Source organism: Shewanella intestini, assembly GCF_018221465.1.
Lineage (GTDB): Bacteria > Pseudomonadota > Gammaproteobacteria > Enterobacterales > Shewanellaceae > Shewanella > Shewanella intestini.
Genome location: NZ_JAAIKR010000004.1, coordinates 94965 through 108058, shown reverse-complemented (window position 1 = coordinate 108058; position 13094 = coordinate 94965). Strand labels below are relative to the sequence as shown.

Annotated in this window: 13 protein-coding genes; 5 read left to right on the top strand and 8 right to left on the bottom strand. The window is 41.8% G+C overall.

The window, feature by feature from the left end:
* The first annotated feature begins 94 nt into the window (after positions 1 to 94).
* On the top strand, positions 95 to 1102 hold the full coding sequence (locus G3R48_RS06315; RefSeq protein ID WP_194823837.1) for a DUF3530 family protein: 1008 nt from the start codon (positions 95 to 97) through the stop codon (positions 1100 to 1102).
* Positions 1103 to 1198: 96 nt separating this feature from the next.
* On the opposite strand, the gene G3R48_RS06310 is transcribed toward G3R48_RS06315, so the two are convergent.
* On the bottom strand, positions 1199 to 2005 hold the full coding sequence (locus G3R48_RS06310) for a crotonase/enoyl-CoA hydratase family protein (RefSeq protein ID WP_153661823.1): 807 nt from the start codon (positions 2003 to 2005) through the stop codon (positions 1199 to 1201).
* Between the two features lie 306 nt (positions 2006 to 2311).
* Between G3R48_RS06310 and G3R48_RS06305 the strand changes: the two genes are divergently transcribed.
* Together G3R48_RS06305 and G3R48_RS06300 are read left to right on the top strand one after the other, a co-directional pair.
* Positions 2312 to 3307 carry a response regulator gene (locus G3R48_RS06305; protein WP_153661825.1) on the top strand — a complete coding sequence of 332 codons (996 nt, stop codon included), beginning with the start codon at positions 2312 to 2314 and terminating at the stop codon, positions 3305 to 3307.
* Between the two features lie 14 nt (positions 3308 to 3321).
* Positions 3322 to 4299: a sensor domain-containing diguanylate cyclase gene (locus G3R48_RS06300; RefSeq protein WP_153661827.1), complete on the top strand. Its 978-nt coding sequence runs from the start codon at positions 3322 to 3324 to the stop codon at positions 4297 to 4299.
* A gap of 135 nt (positions 4300 to 4434) precedes the next feature.
* On the opposite strand, the gene rraB is transcribed toward G3R48_RS06300, so the two are convergent.
* The 6 genes from rraB to G3R48_RS06270 form a co-directional block, all read right to left on the bottom strand.
* On the bottom strand, positions 4435 to 4818 hold the full coding sequence (gene rraB / locus G3R48_RS06295) for a ribonuclease E inhibitor RraB (RefSeq protein ID WP_153661829.1): 384 nt from the start codon (positions 4816 to 4818) through the stop codon (positions 4435 to 4437).
* A 97-nt stretch (positions 4819 to 4915) separates the two neighbouring features.
* Positions 4916 to 5668, bottom strand: a complete 753-nt coding sequence (locus G3R48_RS06290; RefSeq protein WP_212593243.1) for a 1-acylglycerol-3-phosphate O-acyltransferase — start codon at positions 5666 to 5668, stop codon at positions 4916 to 4918.
* A 122-nt stretch (positions 5669 to 5790) separates the two neighbouring features.
* A complete protein-coding gene (locus G3R48_RS06285; RefSeq protein ID WP_153661833.1) occupies positions 5791 to 6558 on the bottom strand; it encodes a metal ABC transporter permease in 768 nt (255 codons plus the stop codon).
* 3 nt (positions 6559 to 6561) lie between these two features.
* Positions 6562 to 7467, bottom strand: a complete 906-nt coding sequence (locus G3R48_RS06280; RefSeq protein WP_212593242.1) for a metal ABC transporter solute-binding protein, Zn/Mn family — start codon at positions 7465 to 7467, stop codon at positions 6562 to 6564.
* On the bottom strand, positions 7451 to 8680 hold the full coding sequence (locus tag G3R48_RS06275; RefSeq protein ID WP_153661835.1) for a hypothetical protein: 1230 nt from the start codon (positions 8678 to 8680) through the stop codon (positions 7451 to 7453). The genes G3R48_RS06280 and G3R48_RS06275 overlap by 17 nt, the downstream gene beginning before the upstream one ends.
* A gap of 76 nt (positions 8681 to 8756) precedes the next feature.
* Positions 8757 to 9053: an SNARE domain-containing protein gene (locus tag G3R48_RS06270; RefSeq protein ID WP_153661837.1), complete on the bottom strand. Its 297-nt coding sequence runs from the start codon at positions 9051 to 9053 to the stop codon at positions 8757 to 8759.
* Between the two features lie 244 nt (positions 9054 to 9297).
* Here G3R48_RS06270 and G3R48_RS17330 point away from each other — a divergent pair, with 244 nt between their 5' ends.
* Positions 9298 to 9423 (top strand): hypothetical protein, encoded by a 126-nt coding sequence (locus G3R48_RS17330; protein ID WP_267253677.1) that lies wholly within the window; start codon positions 9298 to 9300, stop codon positions 9421 to 9423.
* Between the two features lie 417 nt (positions 9424 to 9840).
* Entirely contained in the window at positions 9841 to 11481 is a 1641-nt protein-coding gene (locus tag G3R48_RS06265) for a mechanosensitive ion channel family protein (RefSeq protein WP_153661839.1), read from the top strand.
* A gap of 202 nt (positions 11482 to 11683) precedes the next feature.
* Here the strand turns inward: G3R48_RS06265 and G3R48_RS06260 are convergent, their stop codons facing one another.
* Complete coding sequence (locus G3R48_RS06260; protein ID WP_153661842.1) at positions 11684 to 13063, bottom strand: Na+/H+ antiporter NhaC family protein; 1380 nt, start codon at positions 13061 to 13063, stop codon at positions 11684 to 11686.
* Positions 13064 to 13094: the final 31 nt, after the last annotated feature.

Here is a 13094-nt window from a genome sequence, read left to right as displayed (position 1 = left end):
CCAGCTTATGCTGGGCATTATTACTTTTAAGCAAAAAAAGATTAAACTACAGCTACTGCCATTCATCTGCCCGAGGCTCTTTTTGCGCTTAAATATGACTTTTATGATGATTCACGCTAAAACCACGCTGTTAGCATTGGCCCAACACTACTCGGCTAAATTACGCGTTAAACCGCTCAAACATAATCAGTTTAAAGTGGCTCAATGTTGCGTTAATCCAATACGCTCAAACCACATAGACTTTAGGCAAATAATCACCTTAATCGGTGCGTTAGTTTTTTCTACCAATACCTTTGCTTCTTCGGCGTATGACCAAATACCTGCAAATGAAATCAAGCACATCACCATTGACGGTAAACCGTCCACCGTATTAGTACGCCCTTGGCTTGGTAAAATGCATTTTGGCGCAGCCATAATCATTGGCCCATCTAGCAAAAAAGCCAATGCAAACCCTCCTGGCATAACCCATTTTTTACGCACTCATTTAAACCCATTAGGCTGGGCAACAATCAGTGTCACCCCAACGGTAGGCTTGTATTACCCTAATTACTCCACGTCACCAGAAGCGGTGAGCAAAGCCGGCGAGAAACAATTAGCGCTTAATACCTCAAAGCCAACACCTAAGTTTCAAAGTGACCAATTATTGCAACAACGCAACTTTCAGCACAAACAACTTAATGACACCATTAATGCATTAACCGAAGTTGGCCAAGCCTATCCAGGTAAGCGTCTTATGATTGCGATTGATGACAGCGCGGCGATCATTACCCAATTGTTATATGAAGAAAAAATTCCTAAGCCAGATACCTTAATTTTGATTAATCCGTATCGGGAGTTTGATCAAGAAATGGCAAAAGGAGAAAAGATTTTAACTCTTGCCACCCAACTGCAAGCACTCAATATACCTATTTTAGATTTACAGTCACCAGATGGACACCCAGTGTCGGTTGCTCAAGCGCCTAACCGATTTGCCAAAAATAACATCAAACCCATCCGTTATTATGTGCAATATCCACTGACTCTAAACCTTAATTCAGAAGCGGGTTGGCAAGAAGCGCTAGAGTACATTAAAGGTTTTGCAAGACGAACACCTCAATATTAAAAATAACTGCCTCAATCGCTGTTGTAATCACTTACTCATTTTGAGGCAGAACATTGATAATAAACACTATTTAGTGGGATTATATCTGTGGCCCTATTACCAACCAGACTGTCTAGATTGATACGGTTTTTGCGGATTTTTCGTTTGTCTTGTCGCAGCAATCTTCCAGTTTTTACCCAATAGAATTTTCACCTGACTCAATGACTCACGACTTAATAGTCGCCTGATAGAGCCACTCCAACTGTAATTAATACTGAGTTTAATCGCGGCATTTGCATCAGGTGAAGTATTAGCAATTTGCAGGGCAAAATCTAACGCGTAAGCGTGTGGGTCATCAACAACTTCAGTAACCAAACCTAGCGTTTTCGCTTTAGGGGCATCAATGACCTCGGCGAGCAAACTCAAACGCATGGCTTGATCCTTAGGCATAATTTGGCGTAAACCGGCAAGTCCAGCCATATCAGGTAATAAGCCCCAACGCGCTTCCATAATTGACATTTTGGCATCAGGAGCAGCAATTCGAAAATCAGCACCCAACGCCACTTGTGTGCCACCGCCATAACAACAACCTTCAATGACAGCAATCACAGGGATAGGCAAACGTTGCCAACCCAACGAAACCCGCTGTGCAAGATTGGCATTACCGGGAAGCCACTTAAAGAGTAATTTGATGATGCCAGAAGGCGAGCTTGAAATCCCTTTAACATCTAAACCTGAGCTGAAGTTACCGTGACTACCTGACAAAATGATCACGGCAATATCACGCTGTTTTGCCAAGGATTTAATTGTATTATCTATGGCTTTAAACATGGCATAATCAAGCGCATTAATTTTATCTGGCCGATTAAGTTTAACGGATGCAATGCCATTTTCGATTGCAACGGTGACGAGATCGCTTTCCATGAAATATTCCTTTACTGGTCAGTCCAGTTTTTAGGTTAACACATTAGGAAGATCTAGCGAATAGTATTAACATGACAAAATATTGTTATTAGTCAAAATACTAACGCCATGTTACGTGATACATTAAGCAATTTATTTTCAACCATTCCTTTGAGCTGATGCTCAAAATAAACCAAAACTAAACAAATGCTTCCATTATGGGCAGTATAATAGAGCAACTGTTGGTTTTACTTTTATATATACATCCGTGCTGATGATGTGCAAGCATCTCTTAACGATAGCGGATGACAAGGAAATTCAGTCGACATGACAATCCCAGTACTCATTTGTGATGATTCAGCATTAGCACGCAAACAAATGGCTCGAACATTACCCAAGGAATGGGATGTAGAAATTACCTTCGCTAAAAATGGCGCTGAAGGTTTAGATGTTATTCGTTCCGGAAAAGGTGAAATTGTATTTCTTGACCTTAATATGCCCATAATGGACGGATATGAAGTCTTACAAACCGTGCAACAAGAAGATCTGCCTGCACTGATCATTGTCGTCTCAGGCGACATTCAAATTAAGGCCCATGAGCGTGTTAAAGCACTTGGGGCATTAGACTTTATTCAAAAACCTGTCAGTGCAGATGCCATCAGCCATATTTTACAAGAATACGGCATCTTAACCCTCACCCAAGGTCAGCTCACTGAATCTGAGCCTATGGTCAAAGTTGATATGCGCGATGCTTGTCAAGAAATTGCTAATATCGCTATGGGGCGCGCGGCGGATTTATTAGCTAAGTTGCTTGATGTGTTTGTGGTATTGCCTATCCCGAATGTTAACGTGCTAGAGGTGAGTGAACTTACCATGGCACTTAAAGCCACCGAACAAAGCCCTACCGTGTCAGCCCTATGCCAAGGGTTTATTGGTGCAGGTGTTGCTGGAGAAGCATTACTGCTATTTCATGACTCCAGCTTTGAAGACATGGCAAAGCTAATGGGGATGACCAATCCTGACAGCCAAAACACTGAAATTGAAGTTATGATTGATACGGGTAATGTGCTTATCGGGGCCTTCTTAAATGGCATTTCTGAGCAACTAGACATGAAGTTTAGCCAAGCTCACCCAGTCGTGCTTGGTCGTCATTGCACGGTGAATGAACTCATTCATGACAATTCTGATAAGTGGCATCGCACCCTTGCGATGGAAATAAACTATCGCATTGAAGATTATAATATCCAGTGCGATCTATTACTGCTTTTCACTGAAGATTCTATCCCTACGCTTGATTTCAAGCTGGGCTATTTACTCGACTAACACTGGGGTTATATATGTCAAACGATCGCAGTGCGATGAACGAACTACACTGGCTAATTGATATGGTACAAACCATCGAAGTTGGCTTAGTGGTGCTAGATAGTGAATACAATATTCAACTATGGAATGGTTTTATGGAAAACCACAGCGGCGTATCGCCCAATTCCATTAAAGGCAGTAATCTATTTGAAAAGTTTCCTGAACTACCTGAAAAGTGGCTCAAGCAAAAAATGGAATCGGTTTTCTTATTAAAAAACCGTACTTTTATTAGCTGGGAACAACGTCCTTACGTATTCAAATTTAAGAACTATCGCCCCATCACTGGCCGCGCGGATGTAATGTATCAAAACATTACCTTATTACCGCTTGCCTCACTGACCGGTAAAATCACCCATATTAGTATTATTGTTTATGATGTGACCGATGTTGCGTCCAATAAGCTGCAATTAAAGTCAGCCAATGATCAACTTGAATCTTTAAGTCAAACCGACTGCTTAACTCAGTTGCATAATCGTCGCCATTGGCAGCATTGTATGGAACGTGAATTTGAGCGTTATATCCGCTATCAAGACCCAGCAACGCTTATTATGCTCGACATCGACCATTTTAAAAAAATTAATGATAAATACGGTCATCCCGCAGGCGATAAAGTCATTCAAAACATTGCTTATATTTTAAATCAATCATTAAGAGAAACAGATTGTGCGGGACGTTATGGTGGGGAAGAATTTGCCATTGTGTTGGCTAAAACAACAGCTGAAGAAGCATTATTTTTTACCGAGCGACTCAGAAAAAAAATCGAAGCCACAGAAACCATTTTTGATAACCGCAAAATATCGGTCACTATCAGCTTAGGTATTAACGACATTAAAGCCGATACTCAAACGAGTTCACAATGGTTATCTGGCGCAGATAAAGCCTTATATTACGCCAAGCAACACGGGCGTAATTGTAGCAGGATTTATCAAATAACAGACAGCACAGAAGCCTAAGCATCGTATTGTATTTCGCCCATAAAAAAACGCCTAAAAGGCGTTTTTTTATGGGCGGTGACAAATCAACTAAATGGCTTTACCGATAGCCTATTGTGCTAGCACCGCTGAGTTAACTTGCGCTTAGCCAATCCGCTATACCGCTTCTTCAGTATCAGGTTCTTCATCACCGATAAAGTAAGTTCCCCAACCGTCATAATCCACTTTTTGCTTAACCGCAAGTTGCAGTAGTTGCTCAGCAGCTTTATCAAGTAACTCAAGCGTTAACTGATGTTGAGCAATGGCATCGAAACAGAAAATGGTCGAGCCATCTTCTAATTCCATTTCCTCAGCATCATTAACTTCATAGCCTAACTTAAACGCATCAACCGCAGCTTTTTCAAGACGGTCAAAGTTGATTGAAGAAAAGTGATGTTCAATTGTATATTCAGCATCGGGCTCAGAGCCATCATCAAGTAGCGCTTCAACAATATCGCGGTTTTCCGCTAGCTGCTCTTGTAATTGACGTTCGATGGACATGAAAAGACTCCGTTATGATGTGGTGCAAATTGAGTGGCGATTATACCTTAACTCAACCCCTTTGTGAGCACAGATTAAAACTCTGCCACAAAAAATATTAAGCCGCTTTGTTAGTTGCGGCCATCATGCCTTGTGCTTCTTCATTAAGCTGAGTTAAGCGTATCGACATGGTGTCGTGTACTTGTTTACATAAGTCTTTTACGTCAGTTTTTTCTAACCCTTGGGTTAAAATTGGTGGCATCATTTCTACAATCACGACACCGTTATTCCAGCGATTCATTTTGATATGATTTTGACAAGACGCAATCACCGGAATGATTGGCGCTTGCGCGGCAATCGCGGTATGAAATGCACCCACTTTAAACGGTAACAACCCCCGGCCGCGAGAGCGTGTGCCTTCAGGAAAAATCCACACCGACAACAGCTTATCTTGCATTTTCTTTACGGTTTTTGCCATGGTTTCAAAGGCACTATGGCGGTTTTTTCGGTCAATTAAAATATTACCGGACAACCAATATATTTGCCCAAAAAATGGCATCCAAGCGAGACTTTTCTTACCCATACTCACAGTAGACTCAGGCACCATTGAAGTGTGAGTAAACAAGTCAAAGTTATTTTGATGATTGGCTAAGTAGATATTAGGCTCGGACTGCGCACTCACTTGGGGCGCTTGAGGCGCTTGACGCTTAATGACTTTTATTCCCAGTACCGGTGCTGCTGCGGCAAATAACCCCGCAATAACATGAACGTTATCACGATGCATCGGACGAATAAGACATAAGATCATTGAGAAAACAAACGCGAGAACGAGTAAAAGCCCAAGGATCATAGAACGTATAATTAGCAGCACAACATACTCCTGCAATAGAATTGGCGACAGTATAACCATGGTCAGTGCGTGACTCAATATTTTGTTTACAACTGTACGCTGAGATAGCCTAATGGTGATCCTTATCCATTAAGCTACATTTTTTATATCGATTTATCTTGTTTACTGACGATAATCCGACAAAGTAATGCCGTTACTGCCAAGGTTGCCACAATGGCAGCCCCGCTTGGTAAATCAAAACTTGCCGATAACATTAAGCCCGAACAGTAGCCGATAATACCGACCAAATACGCCCACGCTAATTGCCCTCGTCCTTTATATTGGTTTAGTGCTAAGGCAGGTAATATTAACGTACTAAAGACCAAATACACCCCGACTAACTCAACCGATAAAGTAATCACAATGGCAAATACAAAATAAAATAGTGACCCATTTAACACATGCGATCGCCACATCAATAACGCTAATAACATCGCGTAAATTAATGCTGGAAAAGCCAATTGTGACCAGCTAACCCACAGTATTTGCCCACTCATTAACTGAGTTAACAATTCCCCACCGTGAGGGTCATTGGCCAACATTAGCATTGCCGCCACTGCACTTAATACGTAAAAGCAGCCGATAAAGGCTTCTAGTTCGCTTTCAAAATGTTTTGCCAACCATGAAATCACCCCTGCTCCTGCAAGGGCAAAAATGGCCGGCATCCAAAAGTTTGAATAAGCAATGGCTTCAATATCGTGATGAATATGCGCAACAATCGCCCCTAGAGCGGCAATTTGAGCGATGGCTAAATCAATAAAGATGATGCCCCGTTTCAACACTTGCTGACCTAAAACCACATGTGTAGAGAGCACTAATAATCCGGCTGCAAATGCAGGCAGCAAAATCGACCAGAGCTCTGTATCAAGCATGGATTATTTCACCTCAAGTAACATTGAAATCACACTGTCATAAAGGCTAAACAAGTCAGTGCTGGCGTCGTTGCCACCAATTGACATTGGTAACCTCATCACCGGTAAATCACTGCGCTCGCCTAACCATTTCGCACCACGGTCACTGTGATATGAGGTGATTAGCACCGCCATAATATCGCCTTGTTCAGCACGTTTAAGCAGTGATGCTAAATGTGAACTGGTGGGGGCTAACCCAGGTTTAGGCTCTAAGTCAGCGACTTGTTCCATCCCTAACCAGTGAAACAAGTACCGAAAGCTAGAATGGTAAGCAATGACTTTCTTACCCGCCAACCCTTGTGCTTGTTGCTCCCATTTAGGAATAGCCGCTTTCCAACGTGATGTAAAGTCTGCTAGTGCCGCTTCATATTGCAGGCGGTTATCAGCATCAAGTTGACTAAGTTTAGCCGTCAGACCATTGGCTATGTCGATGATTCGATAAGGATCAAAATGTAAATGCGGATTACCTTTGGCATGTACATCTCCCATTGAACGGTCAACCTGAGTTAGCTGATCCAGCGTGATGGTATGCTCAGCTGCGTAAAACAAGCCTTTGTCGGTTGAACGAACATTGGCATTTGACGCTTTCATCTGCAACATTGGTAGCCAACCTATTTCTAGGTCAGCGCCCGCACACACAACTAAATCAGCTTGGCGCATTTTCGCAATCAGGCTAGGTCTTGCTTGCACTTGATGCGGATCTTGCATTGCCGTAGTCGCTGAATATATTTTTGCATCAGGAGCTAACTCTTTAGTTAACGCTGCATATTCAGGCTCACAAGCAAACACATTTAACTGCGCATTGGCACTGGCAGAAAAAGCCATGACAGCAACTGTGGCAATGGCTTTAAGTTTAGAATTGATGCGCACCGTGAGCTCCCAATGTCATGACATATTGCAATGTAATGATGTTGTCATCTTCAAAACCATCAAAGTTAGTACCTTGCTGATTAGTGTATTGCAGGCGAACTGTTGAGAAATGACTGCTATGCCAAGCCAAGCTAAGTTCAGTTTCTTTGAGCTGTTGGCCATGAACATGGTCACCATGGATTTCATTTACATCAACTTGGCCATAACGTAAACCTGCTGACCAGCTTGGTGAGAACTGATATGCCGTGCTCAAGTACCAACCTTCATGGTAAGCATCAAACGCATTGCCATGATCCTCATGTGCGACAACTTCATCGTGGTCATGTTCGTGGTCATCATGGGCTTCGCCTAAAATATCAGTCACGCGGAAATACTCGCCAGAAAGTGTAAGGTGTTGATATTTATAATTTCCACTTGGAGCCCACTTAAATACAAAATCGGCCACGTAAGTATTTTGACCAGTAAATGCGGCGTTATGACTATGACCATGGTCATGATCGTCGGCTAACATATCAACATGATCATCATGATCGTCATGTTCTTCAACTAAAGTTTTACCGTTTTCATTACGTAAATAGGTTAAGCCGACTTGCCAAGAACTTTCCTGACCAATGTCGCCACCTATTTTAGTAAATGCACTGTAAACTCCCACTTTGTCGAATTCACGCTCACCGTGTTCATCTGCCGCGCGCATTTTGTCACCACTGAACGCTTCAGCGCCCATGGTCCAATACACATCCGTTGGAGCAACATAACTTAAGCGAATACCATCATCAAAGTAATGGTTACCTAAAAACGCACGATATACCGCAGGACGGTCTGAGAATGCATCCGTATGTGGATGTTGATTATTCAAATAACCAATATCAGACAAAAAACGACCAGCACGTACTGACAAGCCACCTGGTAATGCCAAAGTCTGAATAAATGCTTCTTCTAATTCGAATTCAGTTTCACCGTCATGGCTTTCAATGATCGCGGTGAATTTGCCATAAAACATATCGTCAATATTGGCACTAATGGCAAGTTCAGTTTCACCTAAACCAAAACCTTCTTCTCGAACAGACATCGGACGGTCGCCTGTTTGGTAATAACCATCAAGCACTGCACTAATGTTTGGGTTTGATAAGCTAGAGTCAGCGGCATTAGCAGCAGAGGTAGAGGCGAAAGCACAAGCAAGTGCCACGATTGAAACGCGGGTAGATAATGACATTTGTATCTCCAAATACAACAGCATCACTTTTATTGTAAAAAGTGATTTAATTATTATTTTTTAAGGTTTTTTATAATTAAATTGCACTGGAGAATGGCGGTGCACGGCTATGGTAATAGCCATAATGGAATGATTTAACTTTAACTACATCTTCAATAATCCGTTCAAGCTGTTCGGTTTGGCGATTAAGCGTTAGCGGTGTTGAAGGTAAAGTTTGATTAAACTGAAGCTGAGTAATACACACCGTACAGTGGGTATTTGCGCCTTCATGCTGATGTTCCACGAAATGAGCAGATACCCCAAACGACACACACATCAGCATGGCAGCAAGCCAAAGCGATAGTCCTTGTCGAAGTTTTAGGGTGATATTCATTAAGAGATCACAACATTAAAAGGTGAAAAAGTTCACATATCTTAAAAGAAAAGTGACATTTTGCAACCTTAACTATGTGACAAATTATATGCAGATGATTGATCGCTCAAATTACCACCAGCTTGATATAGCAACACTTGCAGCAAGTTGACTCATGCTATTTTAAGATAGCTTTAAGCACAGCAACTTATACTTCAACCATCGCAGCAGGTTTCCTGCCGAACTACAGATGGGAGAAAACACATTGTCAAAGTTTATTCGTGAAAATATTGGGATCCTTTTGGTCATTGCCGTGTTTGGAACCGTTGTATTAGGTGGCATTTATTACGTAGAGCAAGCACTAGAAAGCCAAGTGCAAGTGCTTGATTAATTAATGCAATACATTGAAGCAGAAGTATTTTCTGCTTCATAAAAATCTTACTACCGCTTTAGATTTAATCTAAGTTTAATCCAACATTATCCCCCATGTTGGTGTGTTTTTGCTCTTCTCAGTTAGGCGATGTATTGACGATATGTGTTAACAACCCGCCATGAAAACATAAAGCTAACTCACAGGCTTATCCATTCATTCTAAAAGCCATCGTGACTCGTGCCCTTTTATCTTTTCTCGTCCTCTAGCGCACTCACTGTTTCAACGTGTTTGTACTATTTTTATTCAAACGTGTGCTTATATTGCCATTAGTGATTATTTTTCTGATGACACAATGTCCTAATAATACCTATGTCACATTGAGGTTAAAAAAAGATAAGCCTATGATGTGCAAACTAAACACTTTTGGATATCACCATGCTGAGAATATTACTGAGTTGCTTACTCATCTTATCGAACATGAGCGTTGTCGCACATGCCGCCAATACCACGGACTCATCCCCTGCCCCAGCGTTCACGCAAACTGACAAACAGCGGGTTGCCAATTTAGAGCACCTAATTGACGTAGATCTTGTCAACTTAACGAAAGCCAAAGGTGAACTTATCCCCATCACCGAGTACCGCATTAAAAATAAAACCAAGCAATTACGCGCTGAAATTCGCAAAATGCTTAATGTTGATCAACCAGATATTGCTTACTTAAAACCGTTGGTGGCTCATCAATTAACGTTTTTAACTGCCACTGACCAATACTTAGCAAATAAACTGGCTGAATTAGAAAACGCCCTTGGTGGAGACAATGATGACGCGACGCTTTTAGCCATAAGCGACCGCGAATATTTACGCGATCACTTTTTAAAAGCACAGTTAAATACTTACTCTTGGGCAGAAAAAGTGGGAATTGACGTCAGCGAAAAACAAAGCAAAATGAAGCAGTTTCTGATTGCCAGAGCCGACCGTTTTGAAAGCTTAACTCATTATACTCATGCTCGATTAAAAGCCGCTAACCAAGCACTTGCAGATGCAGGCGCAGATGCCACTAGCGAACAAAAAGCCTTAGTGAGCCAATTAAATACACGTTTAGAGCAAAGTTCATCAAGCTTACAGCTCAGTGCTGATTTAATGGAAAAACTGGGATTAGACACTACTAAATTACGTCAAACCTTGTTTAATATTTCTGGCGATATTACCCAAGATGTATTGAACATTGATTTAGCCACAGGCTTATTACAACAGTGGGGCAAGGTGATCACCAACCATGCACTTAAAAACGGCCCAAGTTTTGCGTTTAAACTGTTTATCTTTTGCCTGATTTTGTTTATCACGAGCTTAGTCGCCAAGTTAGCTACCCGCTTGGTGTCTAAAACAGTCAGTGCATCAAAGCTTAATTTCAGTAAATTATTGCAAGATTTCTTTATCTCACTTTCAAGTAAAACAGTCTTTGCTTTAGGTTTATTGATTGCACTGTCGCAGCTCGGATTTGAATTAGGACCATTATTAGCCGGTTTTGGTATTGCCGGTGTCATCATTGGTTTTGCGTTGCAAGATACATTATCTAACTTTGCTTCAGGTATGATGATCTTAATCTACCGCCCTTATGATGTGGGCGACTTAATAAACGCTGCAGGTGTAACCGGTAAAGTCAGTCACATGAGCTTGGTATCAACAACCATCAAAACCTTAGATAACCAACGCCTTATCATCCCCAATAACAAGATTTGGGGAGACACAATTAATAACATCACCGCAGAGCACTTGCGCCGTGTTGATATGGTGTTTGGTATTAGCTATAGCGATAACATTGAACATGCTGAAAAAGTATTAGCCGACATTATTTCAAAGCATGAACTCATTCGTCCAGAACCAGAACCAATGATAAAATTGCATACCTTAAACGAATCATCAGTGGACTTTATTGTTCGCCCTTGGGTTCGCCCTGAACATTATTGGGACGTATATTGGGATATCACTCGTGCGGTTAAAATCCGCTTTGACGAAGAAGGTATTAGCATTCCATTCCCTCAACGCGATGTGCATGTTTATCAAACCAATACCTAATTCGATTGGATTGATTCAACAGCTTAATAAAATTAAATTTTAAGCATAAAAAAGCCAGATAACCGCAGTAATCTGGCTTTTTCTTTATCAATTATTTGCTTTGCTAATCAATAGTCATGGGGCATATCAGTTAACAATGCCTTCCCCCCAAAATACGCTTATAAACCGCATATTAACGCTATCGACTAGCAACAAGATTAACTTAGGCTAACCATAAGAAGCCAATAAAAGTCACCCCTGCGGCAATCAACGTATATGGCAATTGCGTCACAGCATGGCTCACAAGGTTACAATCTGCGCCTTGCGCCGCTAATACGGTTGAGTCACTGTAAAAACATGCCTGACTACCAAATGAAGAAGCGGATAACAGCGCACCAATCACCAATGGCGTATCCGCGCCCACAGCATGTGACAGCGGCATAACAATCGGAATCGATACCGCGAAAATTCCCCAACTAGAACCTGTGGCAAACGCCAATACTGCCATCGCTAAAAAGACAATCGCAGGTAATAGACTTGCGGTCATATAAGGGCTTAATGAAGCGATGACATATTGTGGTAGCAATAGCTGGTCGCAAACATCTTTAAATATAAATGCCGCGACTACGGTACCAATGGCCGGCAGCATACTTTTAAAGCCATCAATCATTTGCTCCATCATTTCAGACAACGGCATTAATCTTTGCACCGCATAATACGGAATTGTTAATGCCATGGTTGCCAATAACCCAAGCCACACATCAATATCAAAATAGACCGTAAAGCCAATTAACATGACCATAGGCAATAAAAAATTATGCAATTTGCCTTGGCGCTCAGCGCTGGCAAACTCATCTTCCATCGCCTTAACCGCGTAATCATCTGCAGTATTGACCTCTGTTTGCTCATCAATCGGTAAGTTTTTACCTGCTTGAGCTAACTGCTGCGCTTTTTTCATCGGCCCAAACACCGGAATAACCCCAAAAATCACCAATGGCACCATTAATACTGCAACCCAGGCATACAGCATATAGGGGATAGCTTGCATATACACCGCAATGCCTTGACCAGCATCTGCAATGCCATTATCAACTAACAAGCCCCCAAAAAAGACAGCCCAAGTCGATAACGGTACTAACACACAGATTGGTGCTGCAGTAGAGTCAACCACATAAGCAAGCATTTCACGGGAGAGATTAAATTTGTCAGTTACCCGCTTCATGGTTTCGCCCACGGTGAGCGCATTAAGGTAATCATCAATAAAAATAGCGACCCCAAGAAGGTAAGTCATCAGCAACGACGACTTTGGTCCTTTAGCTACTTTTAAAGCTAACTGCCCAAACGCAAATGCCCCTCCCGTGCGCACCAAAAGGGCAATCAAGGCGCCAAACGTGCCGCAAACTAAAATAAGCCAGCCAATGGTTTCATCTGCCATCACTTTCAAAGATATCTCAGAAAATGCAAATAACACCTTGGTTGGTGAAATAAGTAACAGGCCAACTAACGCTCCAATAATAAGCGATAAAATCGGTCTTCTTAAGGTCACAGCCAGCACTAACACCACGACAGGCGGGATCAAGCTAATTGAGGATGGCTCAGCCATTGCTTGTTGTCCTTATCATTAAAGTTGAGTT